The 21773-nt window shown below is 48.7% G+C and carries 20 protein-coding genes; 9 read left to right on the top strand and 11 right to left on the bottom strand.

Annotation, left to right across the window (positions count from 1 at the left end; translation table 11 throughout):
- Positions 1-73: 73 nt before the first annotated feature.
- Complete coding sequence (gene rlmE, locus AC4IE7_RS12040) at positions 74-694, bottom strand: 23S rRNA (uridine(2552)-2'-O)-methyltransferase RlmE (protein WP_490777095.1); 621 nt, start codon at positions 692-694, stop codon at positions 74-76.
- A gap of 148 nt (positions 695-842) precedes the next feature.
- Here rlmE and yhbY point away from each other — a divergent pair, with 148 nt between their 5' ends.
- Entirely contained in the window at positions 843-1142 is a 300-nt protein-coding gene (gene yhbY / locus AC4IE7_RS12035) for a ribosome assembly RNA-binding protein YhbY (RefSeq protein WP_490777094.1), read from the top strand.
- Between the two features lie 81 nt (positions 1143-1223).
- On the opposite strand, the gene greA is transcribed toward yhbY, so the two are convergent.
- The 4 genes from greA to trxC all read right to left on the bottom strand — a co-directional run bounded on the left by greA (position 1224) and on the right by trxC (position 7065).
- Positions 1224-1700 carry a transcription elongation factor GreA gene (greA, locus tag AC4IE7_RS12030; RefSeq protein ID WP_490777093.1) on the bottom strand — a complete coding sequence of 159 codons (477 nt, stop codon included), beginning with the start codon at positions 1698-1700 and terminating at the stop codon, positions 1224-1226.
- A gap of 31 nt (positions 1701-1731) precedes the next feature.
- Positions 1732-4938, bottom strand: a complete 3207-nt coding sequence (gene carB, locus AC4IE7_RS12025; RefSeq protein WP_490777092.1) for a carbamoyl-phosphate synthase large subunit — start codon at positions 4936-4938, stop codon at positions 1732-1734.
- 321 nt (positions 4939-5259) lie between these two features.
- The gene (gene carA / locus AC4IE7_RS12020; RefSeq protein WP_490777091.1) at positions 5260-6402 is read right to left on the bottom strand and encodes a glutamine-hydrolyzing carbamoyl-phosphate synthase small subunit; all 1143 of its coding nucleotides are present in this window, start codon (positions 6400-6402) and stop codon (positions 5260-5262) included.
- Between the two features lie 219 nt (positions 6403-6621).
- A complete protein-coding gene (trxC, locus tag AC4IE7_RS12015; protein WP_490777090.1) occupies positions 6622-7065 on the bottom strand; it encodes a thioredoxin TrxC in 444 nt (147 codons plus the stop codon).
- Between the two features lie 209 nt (positions 7066-7274).
- Here trxC and trxA point away from each other — a divergent pair, with 209 nt between their 5' ends.
- Entirely contained in the window at positions 7275-8138 is an 864-nt protein-coding gene (gene trxA / locus AC4IE7_RS12010) for a thioredoxin (RefSeq protein WP_490777089.1), read from the top strand.
- A 34-nt stretch (positions 8139-8172) separates the two neighbouring features.
- Here the strand turns inward: trxA and tilS are convergent, their stop codons facing one another.
- The 5 genes from tilS to AC4IE7_RS11985 all read right to left on the bottom strand — a co-directional run bounded on the left by tilS (position 8173) and on the right by AC4IE7_RS11985 (position 12867).
- Positions 8173-9510 (bottom strand): tRNA lysidine(34) synthetase TilS, encoded by a 1338-nt coding sequence (tilS, locus tag AC4IE7_RS12005; RefSeq protein ID WP_490777088.1) that lies wholly within the window; start codon positions 9508-9510, stop codon positions 8173-8175.
- Between the two features lie 16 nt (positions 9511-9526).
- A complete protein-coding gene (accA, locus tag AC4IE7_RS12000; protein WP_490777087.1) occupies positions 9527-10486 on the bottom strand; it encodes an acetyl-CoA carboxylase carboxyl transferase subunit alpha in 960 nt (319 codons plus the stop codon).
- A gap of 85 nt (positions 10487-10571) precedes the next feature.
- Positions 10572-10823 carry a zinc ribbon domain-containing protein gene (locus AC4IE7_RS11995; protein ID WP_490777086.1) on the bottom strand — a complete coding sequence of 84 codons (252 nt, stop codon included), beginning with the start codon at positions 10821-10823 and terminating at the stop codon, positions 10572-10574.
- A gap of 83 nt (positions 10824-10906) precedes the next feature.
- Positions 10907-11341 carry a YiiD C-terminal domain-containing protein gene (locus tag AC4IE7_RS11990; protein WP_490777085.1) on the bottom strand — a complete coding sequence of 145 codons (435 nt, stop codon included), beginning with the start codon at positions 11339-11341 and terminating at the stop codon, positions 10907-10909.
- Positions 11338-12867 carry a malonate--CoA ligase gene (locus AC4IE7_RS11985; RefSeq protein ID WP_490777084.1) on the bottom strand — a complete coding sequence of 510 codons (1530 nt, stop codon included), beginning with the start codon at positions 12865-12867 and terminating at the stop codon, positions 11338-11340. Before AC4IE7_RS11985 ends, AC4IE7_RS11990 begins: the two co-directional genes overlap by 4 nt.
- 298 nt (positions 12868-13165) lie before the next feature.
- On the opposite strand from AC4IE7_RS11985, the gene dctP reads away from it, so the two are divergent.
- The 5 genes from dctP to AC4IE7_RS11960 all read left to right on the top strand — a co-directional run bounded on the left by dctP (position 13166) and on the right by AC4IE7_RS11960 (position 18563).
- Positions 13166-14164, top strand: a complete 999-nt coding sequence (gene dctP, locus AC4IE7_RS11980) for a TRAP transporter substrate-binding protein DctP (RefSeq protein ID WP_490777083.1) — start codon at positions 13166-13168, stop codon at positions 14162-14164.
- Between the two features lie 106 nt (positions 14165-14270).
- Complete coding sequence (locus AC4IE7_RS11975) at positions 14271-14798, top strand: TRAP transporter small permease (protein WP_490777082.1); 528 nt, start codon at positions 14271-14273, stop codon at positions 14796-14798.
- Positions 14798-16114: a TRAP transporter large permease gene (locus AC4IE7_RS11970; RefSeq protein ID WP_490777081.1), complete on the top strand. Its 1317-nt coding sequence runs from the start codon at positions 14798-14800 to the stop codon at positions 16112-16114. The genes AC4IE7_RS11975 and AC4IE7_RS11970 overlap by 1 nt, the downstream gene beginning before the upstream one ends.
- Entirely contained in the window at positions 16111-17505 is a 1395-nt protein-coding gene (locus AC4IE7_RS11965) for a malonyl-CoA decarboxylase domain-containing protein (RefSeq protein WP_490777080.1), read from the top strand. Before AC4IE7_RS11970 ends, AC4IE7_RS11965 begins: the two co-directional genes overlap by 4 nt.
- 269 nt (positions 17506-17774) lie before the next feature.
- Positions 17775-18563 (top strand): sulfite exporter TauE/SafE family protein, encoded by a 789-nt coding sequence (locus AC4IE7_RS11960; protein ID WP_490777079.1) that lies wholly within the window; start codon positions 17775-17777, stop codon positions 18561-18563.
- Between the two features lie 89 nt (positions 18564-18652).
- Here the strand turns inward: AC4IE7_RS11960 and AC4IE7_RS11955 are convergent, their stop codons facing one another.
- Positions 18653-19390 carry a carbonic anhydrase gene (locus tag AC4IE7_RS11955; RefSeq protein ID WP_490777078.1) on the bottom strand — a complete coding sequence of 246 codons (738 nt, stop codon included), beginning with the start codon at positions 19388-19390 and terminating at the stop codon, positions 18653-18655.
- Between the two features lie 659 nt (positions 19391-20049).
- Here AC4IE7_RS11955 and AC4IE7_RS11950 point away from each other — a divergent pair.
- Positions 20050-21126 carry a cache domain-containing protein gene (locus AC4IE7_RS11950; RefSeq protein WP_490777077.1) on the top strand — a complete coding sequence of 359 codons (1077 nt, stop codon included), beginning with the start codon at positions 20050-20052 and terminating at the stop codon, positions 21124-21126.
- Between the two features lie 30 nt (positions 21127-21156).
- On the top strand, positions 21157-21762 hold the full coding sequence (locus AC4IE7_RS11945; protein ID WP_490777076.1) for a DUF8082 domain-containing protein: 606 nt from the start codon (positions 21157-21159) through the stop codon (positions 21760-21762).
- Positions 21763-21773 lie beyond the last annotated feature (11 nt).

The following is a 21773-nucleotide window of genomic DNA, read 5'->3' as shown; positions in this document are numbered from 1 at the left end:
TCTAAACTCTGTCAAAAACCCGAATAAAATTGTGCAAACAACTGATTTTTAGGGCTTACTGGTTGGTACGGTACTACATCTTAAAGTTCCCTGCTACTAAATAGATCTCCCGGCTCTTCGCCCGGGAAGAATCGGGTTTTCTACTGACAACCCGCGAGAATGCGCTTCGCATCTCTTTTAAATAGTCATCAAAACCAGTGCCCTGGAATACTTTAACCACAAAACTGCCGCCTGGCTTCAGGGTTTCCCGAGCAAATTCAAGAGCCAGTTCGCAAAGATAGATCCCCCGCGGCTGGTCAACGCTGTTTATACCCGTAACATTGGGTGCCATATCGGAAATTACAAGATCGACTGGTTCTCCGTCCAGATGATTTCTCAATGACTCAAGGGGTTGCGGTTCCCGAAAATCGCCTTGAATGATGTGGACACCGGCAATGGGATCCATCTCCAGGATATCCAGAGCCACCACTTCTCCTTTTTCACCAACCAGGTCCCGTGCAATTTGACTCCAACCCCCAGGGGCCGCGCCCAGGTCAACCACCCTCATACCCGGTTTGATAATTCTATCTTTTTCCTGAATTTCCAGGAGCTTAAATGCAGCTCTGGAGCGATACCCAGCCTTTTGCGCCTGTTTGACATAGGCATCGTTAAAATGACGGTCGAGCCACTTTCGACTGCTTTTACTGCGTTTCATATCGCCTTCTTACCTGTAACTACAACCCTAATAATGGCTTAAAATTGCCAAATCAACAGTGACTATCCAACTGCCAACCCAATGAGGCCTTCCTACCAGCGAGAAATCGGGATAGAATCCGCCTCCCCAATGAGACACGATCAATATCATGCCCCTTACCTCAGATCAGACCAAATCACTAAAGAAGCTCGCACATAACTTGAAACCTGTGGTCATCATTGGCCAACACGGTCTCAGCGATGGCGTCATCAACGAAATCGAGATCAGCCTCGATCATCACGAATTGATCAAGGTTAAACTTGCGGGTGCTGATAAGAGTGATCGTGAGACTTTGAGCGCCAGTATTGTAGAGCGCTTATCTGCTGAGTTGGTACAAATCATTGGACGGGTAGCGATTTTTTATCGGGCTAACCCGAAGAAAAAGAAGAACCGAATCATCCTCAACTAATCAGTGGCTCGGGGATATTGTGTTCAGCCATCCATCTGGTTGTGGCTATACACAACAGGGCGCAGATTATAGTGCCGTTTCTTATTCGTAACGCACTTCAAGAATTTCAAACTCTCTCGCTCCACCTGGGGTATTGAGAAATACATCATCCCCCTCCTGTTTACCGATCAAAGCCCTGGCAATTGGTGAACTGACTGAAATCAGACCCTGTTTAATATCCGCCTCATCCTCACCCACGATCTGGTAGGTAAACTCTTCATCATTATCCAATTCCAGAACCATTACTGTCGCGCCAAAAACCACCTTGCCTCCGGCATTCAGTGTTGTGACATCGATGATCTGTGCATTGGAGAGTTTACCTTCTATATCCTTGATCCGACCTTCGATGAAACTCTGCTGCTCACGAGCTGCATGATATTCAGCATTCTCCTTAAGATCACCATGCTCTCTCGCTTCAGCGATCGCCTTGATCACCTTTGGTCGCTCAACTGTTTTCAGCTGCTTCAATTCATCTTGCAACTTGGTGGCGCCCTGAGCTGTCAACGGTACCTTGTTCATAGAACTCTTTCCTCTCTACAACTGATCACTACTAGTGGAGGTCTTGAAGCCGGTTGACATTCAGCTCATCCAACTGCTTCAAGGCCAGACAGGTCGCCTCAGCACCTGAAATAGTAGTGGTATAGTTAACCTTGTGCTGAAGTGCCGTACGTCTTATCTCTGACGAATCTGCAATCGCTTGCACGCCTTCAGTAGTATTGATAATAAAGCTGACTTCTTTATTTTTGATGGAATCGACAATATGCGGCCGGCCTTCCATCACCTTGTTCACTCGTGTGCACTCAAGCCCGGCATCCAGCAATGCCTGACAGGTGCCACCGGTGGCGCTCAGGGAAAATCCCAATTCCACCAGATCCTGAGCAACCTGAACTGCCCTGGCTTTATCCGCATTGCGAACGCTGAGTAGTGCTTTACCGCCTTGAGGCAATTGATAACCCGCACCCATGATCGACTTATTGTACGCCTCACCGAAGGTAGCACCAACTCCCATCACTTCACCGGTTGATTTCATCTCCGGCCCGAGTACGGTATCGACACCTGGGAATTTGACGAAAGGAAAGACCGCCTCTTTAACAAAATAGTGTTCGGGTATGACCTCTTTGGTGATGCCCTGATCTTTGAGGCTGGTACCTGCCATACAACGGGCAGCAATTTTCGCCAATTGCAATCCAGTGGCTTTAGAGACAAATGGAACTGTACGGGAAGCCCTTGGATTGACTTCCAACAGATAGATCTGCTCATCCTTGATCGCGAACTGGGCGTTCATCAACCCGACCACTTTCAACTCCAGAGCCATTTTCCGCATCTGCTCACGCATCCTGTCCTGGATAGCAGCGGAAAGGGTATAGGGAGGAAGGGAGCAGGCAGAATCACCAGAGTGAACACCAGCCTGCTCTATATGTTCCATTATGCCGCCTATCAGTACATCTTTGCCGTCACAGATGGCATCGACATCAACTTCAATAGCGTCATCTAAAAAGCGGTCAAGCAATACCGGAGAGTCATTGGAAACACTCACTGCTTCGCGCATATAGCGACGCAGCTCATTTTCACGATAGACAATCTCCATGGCCCGTCCTCCGAGAACATAGGAGGGACGTACCACTAAGGGATAACCGATCTCTTCCGCCAGTTGAACGGCACTCTCCGAATCCCGGGCGGTGCGGTTTGGCGGCTGTTTCAGATTGAGCTTTTCCACCAGCTGCTGGAATCGTTCACGATCCTCTGCAAGATCAATGGAATCAGGGCTTGTACCGATAATCGGCGCGCCAGCAGCTTCCAGATCGTTTGCCAGCTTCAATGGCGTCTGGCCTCCATATTGCACGATCACACCGGCAGGCTGCTCTTTATGAATGACTTCAAGAACATCCTCAAGGGTCAGAGGCTCAAAATAGAGTCTATCTGAGGTATCGTAATCGGTAGATACAGTCTCGGGATTACAGTTGACCATAATGGTCTCATAACCATCTTCACGCATTGCAAATGCTGCGTGTACACAACAGTAATCGAATTCTATTCCCTGACCAATACGGTTTGGACCTCCACCCAGTACCATGATCTTTTTCCGATCACTTGGCCGCGCCTCGCACTCTTCCTCGTAGGTGGAGTACATATAGGCAGTGCTGGTGGCAAACTCTGCAGCACAGGTATCAACACGTTTATAGACCGGTCGTATCCCGGCGTCATGACGAAGCTGGCGAATCTCCGACTCACTGCCACCCACAAGTTCTGCGATACGCCGATCAGCGAAGCCTTTGCGCTTTAGAAAACGCAGCCGCAACTCATCCAGACCTTCGATCCCCTGCCCGGAGATCTCACGCTCAAGATTGATCAACTCCTCAATCTGCACCAGAAACCAGGGATCAATGGCACAGATATCGAAGATCTCTTCCAGGCTCATGCCAAAGCGAAAACACTCTGCCACATACCAGAGACGTTCAGGCCCAGGCAATCGTATTTCACGCACCAGGGTGTCTTTGACATGCTCTTCACTGAGGTCAAGCACCTCATCCAGGCCGTACTTACCAATCTCAAGCCCACGCAATGCCTTCTGCATCGATTCCTGAAAGGTACGACCTATTGCCATCACTTCACCCACTGACTTCATCTGGGTGGTGAGGCGATCATCGGCCTGGGGAAATTTTTCAAATGCAAACCGGGGTACCTTGGTCACGACATAGTCGATGCTCGGCTCGAATGATGCCGGTGTTGCCCCACCGGTAATTTCATTCTGCAACTCATCCAGGGTATAACCTACTGCCAGTTTTGCAGCCACTTTGGCTATCGGGAAACCTGTGGCTTTGGATGCCAGGGCCGAGGAACGAGAGACCCGTGGATTCATCTCAATGATGATCATGCGACCGTTTTCAGGATTGATGGCGAACTGTACATTCGAACCACCAGTCTCAACTCCGATCTCGCGTAACACCGCCAAAGAGGCGTCGCGCATGATCTGATACTCTTTATCGGTCAGAGTTTGTGCTGGTGCCACGGTGATGGAGTCACCGGTATGCACGCCCATGGGATCCAGATTTTCTATTGAGCAGATGATAATGCAGTTGTCATTTCTATCCCGAACAACCTCCATCTCATACTCTTTCCAACCAAGAATCGACTCTTCGATAAGCAATTCACTGGTAGGGGAGAGGTCGAGACCACGCTCGCAGATCTCCACAAACTCTTCGGGATTGTAAGCGATACCACCTCCGCTGCCCCCCATCGTGAATGAGGGTCGGATAATCGCGGGATAACCAATCTGCACCTGAACCTGCTTAGCCTCTTCCAGGCTGTGAGCAATCACAGAGCGGGGCATATCCAGGCCGATTTTGCGCATCGCCTTGCGGAACAGATCACGATCCTCTGCCTTGTCGATCGCTTCCCGGGAAGCACCAACCATCTCAACACTGTACTTCTCCAAAACCCCTTCACGCACCAGGTCAAGGGCAGAGTTGAGTGCAGTCTGTCCACCCATGGTCGGCAGCAGGGCATCGGGCCGCTCCTTGTCGATAATTCGCTCAAGGGTGCGCCAGGTGATGGGCTCGATATAGATGGCATCAGCCATATCCGGATCGGTCATGATCGTGGCCGGATTGGAGTTCACCAGAATTACCCGATATCCCTCCTCTTTCAGAGCCTTACAGGCCTGAGCGCCAGAGTAATCGAACTCACAAGCCTGACCGATAACAATCGGGCCAGCGCCTATGATCATGATGCTTTTTATGTCTGTACGTTTTGGCATTAATTCATCAGTCCGCAAATAAAACGCAAATAGATATTTAGATTACCGATACATTGTCATTTCGCTACACAGCCCCGTATACAACAGAAAACGGGGTACTAATATTCAGCGGTAAAGCAATGTTCAGCCCTGTTAATCGAAGAAATTTCATCACCTGGGCATAACGATATTACGCGTATGCTGACAAATTTCAGGTTCCAACAGCGCTCTGTTTTCCGCATCGATCTGTTCAGTTCCCACAACTCGTCACTACTTCTCAACTCACTTCAAATCTGCCTGAGGAGATAGCTTTTCCCGCCTCTCCTTGAATAGACCGCGTGTCTATCTGCTCTCTTCCATCAATTCGATGAAGTGATCAAACACAGGCGCCACATCATGCGGCCCTGGGCTGGCTTCCGGGTGGCCCTGAAAGCTGAATGCAGGTTTATCGGTACGGTGTATGCCTTGCAAGGTACCATCGAACAGGGAGCGATGGATCGGAGTCAGGCACGATGGCAAACTCTCCTCATCAACAGCGAAGCCATGATTCTGGCTGCTGATCATCACATTCCCTTTTTTCAGATCCTGTACCGGGTGGTTGGCTCCATGGTGGCCAAATTTCATCTTCACGGTTTTTGCACCTGAGGCGAGGGCCAGCAGCTGGTGTCCCAAGCAGATTCCAAATACCGGCAGGCTGGTGTCAACGATTTTAGTGATCGCCTCAATGGCATAGCCACAGGGCTCAGGATCTCCTGGACCATTTGACAGGAATACACCATCAGGCTCCATCGCCAGCACATCCTCGGCTGGTGTGCTCGCTGGAACAACTGTAATGCGGCAACCCCGGTCAGTCAGCATTCTCAGAATATTGCGTTTGACACCATAGTCGTAGGCAACCACATGGTATGGGAGTTTTTCCGAATCCATTGACACAGCTTCAGGCAACCCCTCCTCCAGCGACCAGGTCCCTTGAGACCAGTCATAGCCTGTTTCAGTGGTTACCTCTTTCGCCAGATCCATCCCCTTCAATCCAGGGAACTCCTGCGCTAATTTCAAAGCAGTGGAGAGATCAGGATTGTCGCCGGCAATAATGCAGCCATTTTGGGCACCCTTTTCCCGCAGAATTCGGGTCAGGCGACGGGTATCGATATCGGCAATGGCGATCACACCACTGCGTTGCAAATAGGCCTCCAAAGACTCTTCAGAGCGCCAATTACTCGTAATCAGTGGCAGATCACGGATCACCAGGCCGGCTGCATGAATCTGATCAGACTCTTCATCCTCCTGATTAACACCGGTATTACCTATATGAGGATAGGTCAGTGTGACTATCTGTTTACGATAAGAGGGGTCGGTCAGTATCTCCTGATAGCCGGTCATGGATGTATTAAAAACAACCTCTCCGACGGTATGTCCTTCAGCACCGATGGCCTCACCCCTGAATTGGCTGCCATCTTCCAGGACCAGAACTGCTGGTTTTCTCAAGAATCTCTCCGTTACAGGCGTGCAAAAAGGGGCAGACCACAAAGTGCCTGCCCCGAGAATTAGCAAAAGTATTCTTCAGAACCGAATCTTACCAATTCGACCCTGAAATGATGGTCGGATATTGTACGTTATCGAGGGCAAAGCTGTCTATCCGCTTGATTCATGAAATCCCACAAATTGAGCATTTAATTGATCCGGTTTTAGTGAGCAGCTACTGGATCACCTTCCGGCCAGTACACCCTTCACCCAGCGCACTATGCCATTCTGATCCATCGCACCCGCCTGCCTTGCGATCTCCTGCCCACGATCGATCAACATCAAAGTCGGGATACTGCGTATGCCATATTGCATTCCCAGTTGCTGGGCCTCTTCGGTATTCACTTTGATTAAACGAATATCTGGCTCCAACTGCTTTGCCGCCGCCTCGAAAGCTGGGGCCATCATTTTACAGGGCCCACACCATGGCGCCCAGAAATCGATCAGCAGAGGCAGATCGTTCTTCTGGACATAGCGAGTGAAACGGCTTTCATTCAAAGATAGCGGCTGCCCGGAGAAGATCGGCTGGTGGCATTTCCCGCATTTAGCATCCTCTCCTGCCCTGCTGAGCGGTAGACGATTAATCCCATCACAGTGGGGACAGACAACATGTTTTGCATCACTCATTTCACTTCATCCAGATCTTCATCAGAGGTTAAGAGGTGCCCTTAATTCAGATACTTCGACTGATTGAACGCTCCGGCAGCAGGCGACCAATCAGGGCCTCTTAGGAAATGGGGCTGTCGATGAGAATTTCAAGACTCATATCGAAACGAGATTTCAGTATAATGGCGCTCCTTTGAACTACCTCGCGATAACCGATACGGGAGCTGAACATGGCGGATTCACCATACATCTTCGATGCTACTGCTGAAAACTTTCAGCAACAGGTCTTGGCTGCCTCGATGGAGAGACCAGTGTTGGTCGACTTTTGGGCAGAATGGTGCAATCCCTGCAAAACCTTGATGCCGATACTTGCCAAGCTGGCTGATGAGTACCAAGGCAAGTTCCTGCTGGCCAAGGTTAACACTGAACAGCAGCAACCCCTTGCCGGGCACTTCCAGATTCGCAGCATCCCTACTGCAAAACTCTTTTTCCAAGGTCAGGAGGTGGATGAGTTTATGGGGGCTCTGCCTGAAACTGAGATTCGCAACTTTCTCGACAAATATATCCCCAGAGAGTCTGATGGACTGGTAGAGCAGGCTGAAGCCCTACTGCTTCAAGGAGATGCGGATGGTGCTGGCACACTACTCAAGCAAGCCAGTGACAACGATCCTGAAAACCCAAGAATCCGGCTCGCTTTCTCCCGCTACCTGGCTACTATTGGAAAGCTGCAAGAAGCTGAGAACATACTCATGGCTCTGCCAGATGAAGAGAGGGAGAAACCGGAGGTGGTCGCCATGCTCACCAAAATCCAGTTTGACCGCTCCGCTGCAGATAGCCCGCCAATAGAGGAGCTGGAGAAACGCCTGCAGGAGAATCCCGCAGACAGTGAAGCGCTTCATATGCTGGCTTCTCATAAAATCATGGAGAACGACCATGAGGCGGCCTTGGAGCTGTTGATGACGCTTTTACAGAAAGATCGCAGCTATGGCGACAATATCGCCCAAAAAGAGATGCTTAAAGTTTTTGAAATGCTTGGTGGACAGGGGCCGTTGGTAAAGCGCTACCGCAATCGGATGTTCAATTTTCTACATTAAAAAAAGTTTGGCCAGGCCAGGGTAGTCACCTGGCCTACTCACTATCCTCGGCTCGTTGCCAATGAACATGAATACCCTCTTCCCCTTTGGCAGCGGCAAACTGGTGGCAGACAATGCGTCCCGGTATCGTGGCAAGATCGCCATTCAGGTAGACCAGGGGGATGCGATCCCGATCCCAGGGTGGAACGCCCCACTCCTGGAACAGTTTCTTTAAAGGCCGATGGTGCTCCTGCCCAACGGGCCGACAGCGCTCCCCACCTCTACGAAACCTGACTTCAATATCTGCGCTTTGCCAGTGGTGATTTGCCAACCCACCTTCAGCTGATGAAGCGATCAGAGACCCCATGCCATCAGGCAATTGCAGTTGTTGCTTCTCCAGCCAGGGAATATGGGTGGGCAGAGGCTGCGCTAAACGGCTTGGAGCCAGGATCAAATCATCCCGGTATCGACGCACTTCCCAGCCTCTCCAGGCCACCAATGGTGTTGAGTCACTGCGCCCATGTATCGACTCATGCTCGATTCGCATCAACTTTTTCGAATTAGGCAGAGGCGCCCCGCTGGATGCAATCCAGTGACGTAGCAGATGCCTCACCCGGATCGATGACATCGCTTTCAATTCACTGATGGAGAGCCTCCCTGTCTCTGCACAACGAACCCGGGCCAACTCCAGTTCCATCTCTTCCTGAGCCAGGCTCAACATCTCACCACTGAAACGTGCGGCCCGTGCCAGTGTTACCGCTGCCGCTGGCCAACGTGTCTGCAATAGAGGCATTACTTGATGCCTGATAAAGTTGCGATCAAAGCGCTGATCCTGATTAGAGGGATCCTCCTGCCAGCGCAATCCTGCGGCCATTGCGTAACACTCAATTGACTCCCTTGACTCTTGCAACAACGGCCTTGCCAACCAGCCACTTCCAAATTCGGCAATCATCGGCATAGCTGCCAAGCCAGCTGGACCACTGCCTCTGAGAAGTTGCAACAAGAGTGTCTCTGCCTGGTCATCCTGATGCTGGGCGGTGAGCAGCAGATCCCCTGGATTCAGCTGCTGAGAAAGAGCTTGATAGCGAGCTTCCCGAGCCAGGGCCTCCAGGCTTTGACCTTTTTGTGGCGTCAATTCCAGGGTCAGCGTATCCAGAGGGATATCATATTCTGCGCATACCTGTTCGCAATGTTTCTGCCAGGTATCCGCCCCCGGCTGCAGCCCATGGTGCACATGAATGGCGCGCAGCGGATAAGGTAGCTGGGATCTTAACTCAGATAACAGATGAAGCAGAACGCAGGAATCAACTCCACCACTGAATGCCAGATGGCAACAACCTGCCTGAGGCAGGTTGGTTAGGGTATCTTTCAGATGATCGACAGAGAGGGACACAGGGGATCCCGAAGGGTTATTCCCCGGAGAACTGACCGTATTGCATCAGGCGTTGATAGCGGGTATCAAGCAGCTTATCAATTGCCATACTGGTGATATTATCAATACCTTCCAGCAGGGCATGCTTGAGACTCTTTGCCATCGTTTCTATATCCCGGTGAGCACCACCCAAGGGCTCAGAGACGATCTCATCCACCAATCCCAGCTCTTTCAGTCGATCAGAGGTGATGGCCATGGCCTCTGCAGCCAATGGTGCCTTTTCCGCACTCTTCCATAGGATTGAAGCACAACCCTCTGGGGAGATAACTGAATAGGTGCTGTACTGCAACATCATGACGCGGTCACCCACACCAACAGCCAAAGCACCACCTGAACCACCCTCTCCGATCACCGTACAGATGATTGGCGTGCGCAAACCAGACATAATCTTGAGATTACGCGCTATTGCCTCACTCTGGCCACGCTCTTCCGCACCGACACCAGGATAGGCTCCGGGTGTATCTATGAAGGTAAGAATCGGCAGTTTGAACCGTTCCGCCAGCTCCATCAGACGCAATGCCTTGCGATAGCCCTCTGGACGTGGCATACCAAAATTGCGATAGAGCTTATCTTTGGTATCGCGCCCCTTCTGATGGCCAATCACCATTACTGGACGGCCTTCAAGACGGGCCATTCCCCCGACAATGGCGTGATCATCAGCAAATGTCCGGTCACCATGCAGTTCATGGAACTCATCGAAGATACGGTCGATGTAATCGAGGACGTAAGGCCTCTGGGGATGTCGGGAGAGCTGGGAAATATCCCATGGCTTGAGGTTGGAAAAGATCGTCTCAGTGAGGGACTGGCACTTCTTCTCCAGTCGCGTGATCTCATCCTGAATGTTAATTTCATTATCGCTGCCCACCAGACGAAGCTCTTCGATCTTCGCCTCAAGTTCTGCGATAGGTTGTTCAAATTCTAGAAAGTTAAGATCCATGGGGCGAAATATACCGGAAACAATCTCTTTAGAACAGTCTAGTGGATGGTATTACGGAATCATCACTGATTGGAGCAAGCCAATCTCAACCTATCCCGCAACCCCCACTTGGACAGCCACCAGTGGCGCATGGCGGCACTGCATCACTACTCACTCCGCCAATAATTACATTTCCTCCGGTAGCAAGTCGTTTAACCGGACTCTCAGAGGGTGTATCACCCGGTTCGATACCAGCCTTAGTACAGAGCTCACCCCAATTGAGAATCTCTTCACTCATTCGATGGCTGACCTCAACCACCCGGCTGTTGGCTTCACATCTATAGTCATAAGTAGGCATAGGATTCTCCAGTTGTGGTCAAAATATTTTTTGCCGGGTTAATAGATCATGCAACCTCATGCAACAAACACCATCAGGATCATTTAATCCACCAATCTCGCGTAAAGATGTCCTTTGAATTCAGCACCATTACCTTCTTCACAAGGTATCGTGGATATTGCCGTAAGACGAGCCTTACCCTTCTCTTTCAAACCTGAAAGGAATGTTTCAAACTCATCTTTGTCAATTTGGCAATCGGCAACAATATCCCCAACCACTGGCTTGAGATAGTTGATCTCACCTGTCGCCATAACCAAATCGCTATTAGCAGGTAGCCGTGATTGCACCAATCCCCAGGCTGCCAGGGTGGCAATGGCGTAGAGTGATCCGGCAAAAGCTGTTCCATGAATATTCTGGTTTTGCTCACTCCTTCCAAAAACCGTGATGCGGTTTTTTGACAGGGAAAGCACACGAAAATCCATGTGTTCCGATAGAGGAATACCTTCTCTGATTTTCCCTTCAAGCTCTGATTTATTCATGAATTTGAAAAACTGCTTTTATAAGTATCACGCAACTGCGCCTTTTGAACTTTCCCCATAGTATTACGGGGTAACTCATCAACAAAAAAAACAAGCTTGGGTTGTTTGAAACGAGCTAACCGTCCCTGCAATGGCTCAATGATATCCTGCTCACTCAGATCACGACTCCCATCAGCCACCACTATAGCAGCCACACTTTCACCAAAATCAGGATGAGGTACACCGACAACAGCAGATTCATCGACACCGGGGATCTCATCAATCTCAGACTCAATCTCTTTTGGATAGATATTATAGCCACCGGAAATAATCAGGTCCTTTGCTCGTCCAACTATACTGATGCGACCTTCTCTATCCATGATGGCGTTATCACCGGAAATAAACCACCCATCCTGACGAAACTCTGCTGCTGTTTTCTCCGGCATTTGCCAATAACCTTTAAAAACATTTGGCCCTTTTAACTCCAACACGCCTGTTTCACCACGAGCTAATTCACCGCCTTCATTGTCGGCAATACGCACTGAGACCCCTGGAAGCGGAAAGCCGACTGTACCGGCCAAACGTTCGCCGTCGTAAGGATTGGAGGTGATCATTCCAGCCTCAGTCATACCGTAGCGTTCCAGAATGCGAAACCCGGTTCGCGCTTCAAATTCACGATGCGTTTCAGCAAGCAACGGCGCTGAACCAGAAATAAACAGCCGCATCCTGTTACATAATTCAGGAGTTAATCTGGGATCACTCAGCAGGCGAGTGTAAAAGGTTGGTACCCCCATCATTACGGAACAATCCGGAAGACGCTCTACCACTTGTTGCAGATCGAACTTCGCTAAAAAGTGTACAGTGGAACCACCAAGAAGTGCGCAGTGCAGGGCGACAAATAGACCATGCACATGAAACACAGGCAAGGCGTGCAACAAAACATCTTTTTCGTCATGCCAATGCCAATAGTCATGTAGCACCTCTGCATTCGCCCGAAGGTTATCATGGGACAGCATAGCTCCCTTGGATCGACCTGTCGTACCTGAGGTGTAAAGTATGGCGGCTAATTCATCAGCTTCTCTCACTACAACTTCTGCCGAGGCATCTAACTCTTCAAGGCCCTCTAAAAGATCACCAGCACCCTCACTATCCATTGTGCGTATGTGAGGTACGTCACACTCTTGAGCTAAACCTAAAAGTGTTTTTTGTGATTCAGGCTGGCAGACAAAAAGCTGTGGTTTTGCATCGCTAATAAAGTAGCTGATTTCAGCTGACGTATAAGCTGTATTGAGAGGGATGTATATTGCACCAACTCTCAAGCAGGCAAGATAGAGCAGTACTGATTCAGGGGATTTATCCACTTGAACCATAACCCGGTCGCCTGGTGTGACGCCGAGTTGCAACAGTCGCGTGGCATATTTTCCTGCGAACTCATCCAATTCCGAGTACAACAGAGGGGGTCTGCCTGGCGTTAATAGAAAGGGACGATCACCCGCATCGAGAAAACGATCACCAACGAGTCGAAGATATAGATTTTGGTTTTTCATATCATTAAATAACTGAAAGCGGCTTGACTGGTATGATAACGGACTATAGATTATGGGCCATTGCTCTAGGCTGTTGAATTAAAAAAACAAAGGAACACGGTCATAACTATAAGGCCATGGAGGATTTTGCTCTCTTCACGTTCTCGTACTATATAGGTAAAACGATCATCGTGACATTGCGCAACCCGGTGCGATCCGCACACAAAAAAGGAAGATCTTAAGTATCTGCACAACATCTCTTAAGTTCAACTGGTAAATTTCAATAATCACAAATCTAAAACAGCAAGGAGTATACCCCATGTACGTATCAAAGCTACTGACCGCTGCAACTCTGGCAGCAGGCCTCACTATGGCTGGCGGCAGCGCATCCGCTGTGGACTTTAAGGCTTCTCACCAATGGCCTGGTGGCAAAGGTGACATCCGCGATGAAATGGTTCAGATCATAGCCCGTCATATGAATGACAATGATACCGGCGTTAAGATCAAAGTCTATCCAGGCAAGAGCCTTTACAAACCTAAAGAGCAGTGGGGTGCCATGACCAAAGGAAGGCTCGATATCACCGCTTTTCCGTTGGCCTATGCTGGTGGCCGACATCCTGAATTCAATCTGACGTTGATGCCTGGACTGGTTAAAAATCATGATCATGCATTACGTTTAAATGACTCTCCTTTTATGCAAGAGATCAAGAAGGTCATGGATCAAGCTGGCGTTATGGTTCTGGCTGATACCTGGCTCGCTGGCGGCTTTGTCTCTAAAGGCGAGTGTATCCTCGAACCTAAAGATGTTAAAGGCATGAAGTTCCGTGCAGCAGGCAAGGCCTTCAACCAGATGCTGGAAGCTGCTGGTGCGACCATCACCTCAATGCCCTCTTCAGAGATCTACTCAGGTCTGCAGACAGGTGTTTTAGATGGCGCCAATACTTCATCATCCTCACTTGTCTCCTATCGAATCTATGAGCAGGTGAAGTGTCTTACCGCGCCAGGTGCAAACGCATTGTGGTTCATGTATGAACCTATTCTTATGGCCAAGAAGAGTTTCGACAAGTTAACACCTGAGCAACAGAAAGAGTTGCAGAAAGCTGCGGATGAAGCAGAGAAGTTTGCTTCCGACGCAGCTAAAGGCGCAGATCAAAAACTGATCGATGCCTATAAGAAAGCTGGCGTAAAGGTTGTTGAAATGAGTGCAGAACAAGCAGCCCTTTGGCGTGATATCGCCGACACCTCCAGCTACAAAGCATTTGCTGACAATGTAGAAGGTGGAAGAGGCTTGTTGGACATGGCTCTGTCTGTCGAATAGTCGAGTTGTATAGACCTTCCCTGACTGAAGGGAAGGTCTACTGTTTCCTGTAATCTGCATGATTCGCAATTGATGATTGCATAATCACTAACTGGTAATAATCACAATGGTGATATTTCTCAGATTCGTTGAAGGCTTATCCAAGCTGTTGGGTTATTTCGCCGCAATATTACTTGTCATAGCTGTTCTGGTTGTTTGCCAAATGGTCTTCAATCGCTTCGTATTGAATCTTCCAACCTCCTGGCAGACCGAGTTCGTCACTTATGCCTTGTTGGCATCAACATTTCTTGGCGCACCCTGGGTTTTGTTAACCCGCGGCCATGTCAATGTCGAGCTGATCCCTTTGATGCTGGGTCATCGCGGAAGAGTGTTCCTTGCTTTCTTCGCATATAGCCTTTCAACCATTCTCTGTATTGTTTTGACCTGGTACAGCTTCAAGTTCTGGCATGAAGCCTGGGAAGCAGGATGGTCATCAGATACTATTTGGGGACCAAAGCTCTGGAAAGCCTACCTGGCAATGCCGATAGGTTTCTTTGCCATCAGCCTGCAATACCTGGCCGACCTGATCTGCCTGATCAATGGAGAAGAGCACCCCTTTGGCATTGAGCCAACAACACCTCCAGAGGCCTCATAATGGATCCGTTAACATTAGGAGGTCTATCTGCTCTCTGTTTGATCGTGCTATTGCTTAGCGGTATGCCTGTAGCATTTGCACTCGGTTTCACTGCAATCCTGTTTCTGCTGATTTACGATGGTATCGGTGCCTTTGATGTGGTTGCTGATACCCTGTTTGCGTCCCTGGACGAATTTGCCCTGCTCTCGATTCCAATGTTTCTTTTGATGGGAGCAGCAATCGCCGCCTCCCGTGCCGGTGCGGATCTCTATGAAGCACTTGATCGCTGGCTCTACAAAGTACCCGGTGGATTACTGATTTCAAATATTGGTGCATGCGGTATCTTTGCCGCACTGACAGGATCATCACCTGCGACCTGTGCCGCGATTGGTAAAATGGGTATACCTGAAATGCGCAAGCGGGGTTATCCCGCAAGCCTTGCGACAGGCTCTATTGCTGCCGGCGGTACCCTGGGCATTCTGATCCCGCCCTCAATAACCATGATCGTATATGGCATCTCAACCGAAACCTCCATCGGTCGACTGTTCGCAGCCGGTTTGCTACCCGGCCTGATGCTGATTGGTCTGTTTATCGGCTGGTCGCTGTTTTACACCAACTTAAAGGGTTATAGATTTACTGAAAAGGACAAACACTTCAGCTTGCGCGAAAAGTTGATCGTACTGCCTAAGGTAATCCCCTTTCTGATCATTATCGTGCTGGTTCTCTGGGCACTGTATGGTGGCGTTGCAACACCATCAGAAGCATCTGGTGTAGGCGCACTGATCTGTATCCTGCTGGTAATGATTATTTATAAGGTCTGGCGTCCCAGAAATCTTTGGGAGATCGTTGGCTCTGCTACCCGAGAATCAGTAATGCTGATGATGATCATCGGTATGGCGGGTCTATTCAGCTTCATGATGTCAAACCTCTATATTGCTCAAGGCATCACCGAATATATTGCTGCTCAGGATCTCTCTCCCTGGATGTTGATGTTGTATGTCAATATATTCCTGCTGGTCGCCGGTTTCTTTCTGCCTCCAGTCGCCGTGATACTGATGACATCCCCCACTTTGGTTCCGATTGTCATACAGGCAGGTTTCGATCCAATCTGGTTTGGTGTGATGTTAACACTCAATATGGAAGTGGGACTGATCACACCACCTGTTGGCCTGAATCTGTATGTCATCAACGGTATCGTACCGGACGTTGACCTGAAAACCGTTTTGATCGGCGCCCTCCCCTTCATGCTGTGCATTATGATTGGTATTGGATTGTTGATTCTGTTTCCTGAAATTGCACTTTGGCTACCAGAAGTGTTGATGGGAGTAGCTCAGTGAGTGCACTTGGCTGGCTAGAGCGTATGCTCAACAGCGTCGCCGATCATGGCATGGAGCTGATCGGCCTGAAGGAACGCGGCAATCATGACCCGTCGGATTCTGAATTATGCCACCGTCTGGTTGACGGCATGGGTGAAGCATCAAATATTGCTCTGGCAAGAGAGATCCTGCAGCGATGGCAAGAGATGGACAGTGAGCAGCGCTTGACTTTCCTGCAAATGATAGCTGTTGAGTTCGATCCTGATCCGGTGGAGATCCAGCAGGCAGCCCAAGCCTATCAATCCCGTGATCCTGACAGCCTGAAGCGCCTGTTGGATATAAGTGAACCACCACGACAGGAGCTATTCAGGCGTCTCAACATGGCCCCAGGCGCCACCGCAATATTAGTCACCATGCGAGCCGAACTGCTTCAAATTCTGCGTCAGCAGCCTGAGCTGAAGGGGGTCGACTATGACATGCGCCACTTATTGTCTTCCTGGTTCAATCGAGGCTTTCTTCATCTGGAACGTATCGATTGGAATACCTCAGCATCAATTCTTGAGAAGTTGATTTGCTATGAAGTCGTCCACCCCATGCAAGGATGGGAGGACTTACGCCGCCGCCTGGCCGAGGACAGGCGTTGTTTTGCCTTCTTTCACCCGGCACTACCTCAAGACCCACTAATCTTTGTCGAGGTGGCATTAACCCGGGAGATCAGTGATTCAGTAACCAGCCTAGTCGATCCGGAAGAGCCTCTGACAGAGACTGGATCTGTTGACACGGCAGTATTCTACTCGATCAATAATGCCTTAAAGGGTTTGCGTGGCATCAGCTTTGGTAATTTCCTGATCAAACAGGTTGTCAGTGAACTCAAGGAAGAGTTTCCCGGCCTGGAACGATTTGTCACCCTATCGCCAATACCAAGACTGCGCAACAGCCTGCTAAAATTACAAACCTCAAATATCAGTAACATTTCGCTTGAAGATCTTGAACTGGTACTGGGTAGCCGAAAGCAACAACTTCTGGCGTTAACTGAGAGTGACACCCCCTTTGAGGCACTCGATAAATTAACCACTGAGCAGATCCAGAAAGCAGAAAACAGATGGCTTGCTGAGACTCTGAACGATCTGGTTCTGTTCTATCTCGTTTTCCTAAAAAAAGGCGATCATGCTTACGAACCTGTCGCCCATTTTCACTTATCCAATGGGGCAAGGCTGGAGAGAATCAATATAGTCGCCAATCCCTCCGAGCAAGGAATACGGGAGTCATGGGGTTGCATGGTCAACTATCGGTATGAAGAGTCTGATCTGGTCGCCAATCATGAATCCTACCTCTGTAGTGGAGATATTGCGTTGTCATCAGAGTTGGATCAACGCCTGAAACATCTGAAAACAGTACTACAGAGAGACTAGGGCCTGTTAACACTAATCGAATCGGCCCTGTTGCCCCTGAAAAAAGCGCCAATCAAGGCGCGAGGAGAGAGGTTTGGTCACTCCAAATGAACGACGAGCAACGCCTAGTGGTGCTTTTTCAGGGGTAACCCGAAGGGCAGAGGCTATTTTTCCGCCCAGCGGCGTTATCATTCGCTCATGTAGAATAACTACACTTCGCTTATTCTGCCTTGCTGGAGGAAAAAACAGTCTCAGCAGGGCCGATTCGATTAGTGTTAACAGGCCCTAGTATGGACTTAGTGGCGCTGCTCGTGGCGGGTGCCCTGGCTGGTACTGCGGCAGGACTGCTCGGCATCGGCGGGGGAGTTATTATCGTGCCGGTTCTATCTCTGGTATTCGAAGCCAAAGGGGTAGCGCCAGAGATCATTATCAAAGTTGCTGTGGGTACATCCCTGGCAACCATTGCAGTAACGGCCATTTCATCAATTTGGGCTCACCACCGACGTGGCGCAGTACGCTGGAGCCTGGTCAGAACCATGACACCAGGGGTTGTTATCGGTTCACTGTTTGGAGCTTGGTTGGCTGACATCATCCCTGGATACTGGCTGACACTGGGTTTCATTGCATTCCTTACACTGGTCTCACTACAAATGGCGATCGGCCCGGTCTCAGCTGGCAGAGATCTACCAGGGCCCCGTGCCTTACAGGGTGTTTCAGCAACTGTTGGTTGCATATCTGCATTGATGGGTATCGGTGGAGGTGCGCTGCATGTCCCCTATCTGAGCTGGCGTGGCGTGGCGCTTAAACAGGCAATCGCCACAGCCGCAGCGATTGGATTCCCTTTGGCACTGGCTTCTACAGCTGGGTTTATAGTCACAGGACTGGATGAAACAGAGCTACCACTGCACAGCATTGGCTACATCAATCTACCTGCATTTTCAGGTGTGGTTGCCGCTAGCTTCCTGTTTGCCCCCCTAGGTGCCCGTCTGGCGCATCAACTGCCAGAGCAATTGATCAAGCGTCTGTTCGCACTGTTTCTATTTGTACTGGCCCTGAGAATGGCCTTTAAAATGCTTTAAGTCACCTCTGCATAGGTCACGGTCGAAGAAATTTCGAAGCAAAGCTATTTAGAGTTGCCTTCTTTATAATCGGCTGCCAGTGAGAAGGATCACTCAACAACGATGCGGGCATTAAGCGGCTGTATCGGACGGTTATTATCATGCGCCATGATTTCGACAAACTTATCCAATTGTTGCTTTGAGACTGATTGAATCGATTTCATCACATACCATTCAACACCTTCGGTACAGGGAGGGGTTGTGAGAGAACCATTGAAGCGATAGTAATCTCTATTGGTTGACATTAAACGAGCTGCATCGACTGGTACAGATAGTTGATTTTTCTTACCCGCTTCTTCTGGCATGAAAGCCCATGCTTTTTCCAGTTCCTGGTGCTGTTCCCCTACGCTATACATGATAGCGATAACTGCCAGGTTCCCCTCCTTGCCTGAGTGAACAAAATGAGCCTCCATAGGGAAAGACCTGCCCATGATTCTATTTTCACTCGGGGCATGAAAGTGAAACTGCTTAAGCTCAAAAGTCTTGCCACCAATCTCGATTTTGCTACCTGGTTGATAATTGACTTTAATGGTATGACCATTATTGACAACACTATCGCCAAGGCTTGCATATTTGATACTCAATTCGGGCAATTCACCCTCAACCATGCCGGTCAGGTCAATTGGTGATTGATTAAGCCCTTGAGAACAGGAGATATAGTCAGAAGAGATAGCTCCCCAATGGTCAGGGCCATCATGGCCCGCATAACTCCAATGCGCCTGCTCAGATGCGATGAGATGAGTAGAACATAGCAGTCCGGCAACAAAGAAAATTCGATATCGATCCATAGTATGCATCTCCTTTTTATATAATTTGATTGGCATTCTCCCGTAATATTTTTATCGGATCAAAGCAAATTAAATTCAACGTTGTTTTATTAATATTGTTAAATAAAAATTGACATATGGGTAGTTTGAATAGTGAAATGGCGCACACTTGCAGATATAGTCTAACGTTTAGCAGTTATTTGGTTATGCATAAACGCTTAAGATTTCTTAATCAGATCTTAGATTATTATTTTCAAGGTAGCCTTAAACATTGCATGTACGGAAGCTGCTAAACATTACGGAGAGAAAGAGGGATCTTCTGTATGGACAAGTGAGTATGCTGTATTTTATTAACCCCTCACTAACCAACATGTCTTATACGGACATCTTGTATAGACAAAGTTGGAGATTCCTCTTGCATCGTATAGCAAATTTAATAGCTATATACATATCTTCTCTTCACCGCACACTGTTCCCTCATCTTCCAAGATTATTGAGAGACGCTCATAAGATAGCGTCCACTTTATCAGAACTCTTTATTCTCTCTATCCTGGGGATCATCGACTCTGATTTTTTTACATTTAATATTTCCACTGGCTCGCCCCCTCATCTGCAGTCTGATTTTTAGGGCCTGAGCTATATAAAATAACAATTAACCTCTTCAAGGCAGGAGAAACAGCATGGCAGAAAGCAGTCAAGTACGTTTCGGTATATTTTTTAAAATGTCCCTAGTTATGGTGCTCGTAGCAGCACTACCTCTCGGTCTGGTTTGGTATATCAGTCACTCTGCGAGTGAAGAAGCGATCAGCCTTGATGTTAATAATCGTCTGGCATCCACAGCAGATCAATTGCAAGGCTTTGTAGAGAGCTGGGTCGATATGAATGCTCGCATCATAGGACAAAATTCTAAATTCCCCGATATGATCAGCATGGATGGTATGCGTCAAAAGAAGGGATTGGAAACCATAGTTGACACCTATCAGTGGATATACCTTGCTTTCACGACAGACATCAATGGTCAGAATATCTCCCGCAGTGACGATAAAAACCTGAAAGACTACAGTGATCGTCACTATGTCCGCCAAGTTCTGGGTGGAAAGGAGCTGGGGCAGCAGGTATTAATCAGCAAAACCAATGGTAAGCCTGCTCTGGTCATCTCCAGTGCCATTACTGACGAAGATAAGCGCACTAAAGGCGTGCTGGCCATCGGCATGTCATTGGATGATATCTCAAAGAAAGTTGCTACGACTCGTTTTGGTGAGACCGGTTACGCTATTCTGCTGGATCAAGAAGGTAAAGTGATCTCCCACATCAACAAGGAGTTTACAAGTAAACGCACAAGCCTGACTGATCATCCTGGATACAATGCTCTGATGTTGAGCAACAAAGAATCAATAGTTTATACCAATGATGAAGGTGAAAAGGTATTTTGCCAGATCAGAAAAACGGGGCATGGCTGGATTCTATTGGTGCAACAGGACTATGACGAGGCATTTTCAGCTTTGAGTCAATACAACAAAAAGACACAGTTACTGATGGCAATAAGCCTCGCTGTGATCCTTTTGGTTGCCTTCCTGATTTCACGTCAATTGACACAACCAATACGTCATTTGACCACTGCAGCAGATGCTATAAGTCGTGGCGATTTTGGTTTCACTATCAACGGTACTTCCCGTACTGATGAACTGGGTGCATTGGCAAGATCAGTAGAACGCCTTGGCAACAGTGTCAGAGTGGCAATGGACAGGTTTAGTTGATAGATAGCATTCGCATTTTGGGAGAGTAATATGGTCGACGGAGGTATTCTGGACCATCGTAAATTCATCAAGGCATTAATCACTCTATGCCGGGATAGATCCAGTGGTACGGTATTTTACAACCTAGATAGTGGCATATCCGCGAGAATGGTCTTAAACCAAGGTGTGATCACTTGGGTGGCATGTGGTGAACTTAGAGGTGAAGAAGCGATAGATGCAATTCGTTTAATCGATAGAGGCAGAATGAGCTTCAATCCATCACTAAAACTTACAATCGGTAAGCAGAGCCTCCCGACAACACCTGAGATACTCAGAGAGATCAACACCCGGGACTTTAACAGCGAAGCTATCGACCATTCCCAAAAAACAGCTGCTTCCACACCTGAAAACAGTGGAGTTACAACGGGTAACTCCTTCAGCAAAGAAGATATATGTAAAGTTGTTGTAGAGGAATCTATAGAGTTTATCGGACCAATCGCCAAGGTACTCTGTGCCGATTATATGAAATCCATGCCCGCTCAAATCGATGTAAGAAATATCCGTAAGTTGATTGATTCCATGGCTATGGATATCAACGATGAGGTTAAAGGAAGAGTATTCAAGAATCGTATCAGAGAAATACTGAAGATAGAGTGAGACCATCTGTC

It is taken from the genome of Candidatus Thiodiazotropha sp. AKAK3, assembly GCF_058244645.1.
The sequence above is the reverse complement of the archived record's forward strand: the minus strand, read 5'-3'. Positions and strand labels throughout refer to the sequence as shown.

Bases quoted from the DNA above. Each gene is read 5' to 3' on its own strand.
- AC4IE7_RS11960 (WP_490777079.1), top strand. From the start codon at position 17,775: ATGGACTTAGTGGCGCTGCTCGTGGCGGGTGCCCTGGCTGGTACTGCG.
- dctP (WP_490777083.1), top strand. From the start codon at position 13,166: ATGTACGTATCAAAGCTACTGACCGCTGCAACTCTGGCAGCAGGCCTC.
- accA (WP_490777087.1), bottom strand. From the start codon at position 10,486: ATGGATCTTAACTTTCTAGAATTTGAACAACCTATCGCAGAACTTGAG.
- AC4IE7_RS11995 (WP_490777086.1), bottom strand. From the start codon at position 10,823: ATGCCTACTTATGACTATAGATGTGAAGCCAACAGCCGGGTGGTTGAG.
- rlmE (WP_490777095.1), bottom strand. From the start codon at position 694: ATGAAACGCAGTAAAAGCAGTCGAAAGTGGCTCGACCGTCATTTTAAC.
- AC4IE7_RS11950 (WP_490777077.1), top strand. From the start codon at position 20,050: ATGGCAGAAAGCAGTCAAGTACGTTTCGGTATATTTTTTAAAATGTCC.
- yhbY (WP_490777094.1), top strand. From the start codon at position 843: ATGCCCCTTACCTCAGATCAGACCAAATCACTAAAGAAGCTCGCACAT.
- AC4IE7_RS11945 (WP_490777076.1), top strand. From the start codon at position 21,157: ATGGTCGACGGAGGTATTCTGGACCATCGTAAATTCATCAAGGCATTA.
- AC4IE7_RS11955 (WP_490777078.1), bottom strand. From the start codon at position 19,390: ATGGATCGATATCGAATTTTCTTTGTTGCCGGACTGCTATGTTCTACT.
- AC4IE7_RS11970 (WP_490777081.1), top strand. From the start codon at position 14,798: ATGGATCCGTTAACATTAGGAGGTCTATCTGCTCTCTGTTTGATCGTG.
- carB (WP_490777092.1), bottom strand. From the start codon at position 4,938: ATGCCAAAACGTACAGACATAAAAAGCATCATGATCATAGGCGCTGGC.
- trxC (WP_490777090.1), bottom strand. From the start codon at position 7,065: ATGAGTGATGCAAAACATGTTGTCTGTCCCCACTGTGATGGGATTAAT.
- AC4IE7_RS11990 (WP_490777085.1), bottom strand. From the start codon at position 11,341: ATGAATAAATCAGAGCTTGAAGGGAAAATCAGAGAAGGTATTCCTCTA.
- AC4IE7_RS11975 (WP_490777082.1), top strand. From the start codon at position 14,271: ATGGTGATATTTCTCAGATTCGTTGAAGGCTTATCCAAGCTGTTGGGT.
- AC4IE7_RS11985 (WP_490777084.1), bottom strand. From the start codon at position 12,867: ATGAAAAACCAAAATCTATATCTTCGACTCGTTGGTGATCGTTTTCTC.
- trxA (WP_490777089.1), top strand. From the start codon at position 7,275: ATGGCGGATTCACCATACATCTTCGATGCTACTGCTGAAAACTTTCAG.
- greA (WP_490777093.1), bottom strand. From the start codon at position 1,700: ATGAACAAGGTACCGTTGACAGCTCAGGGCGCCACCAAGTTGCAAGAT.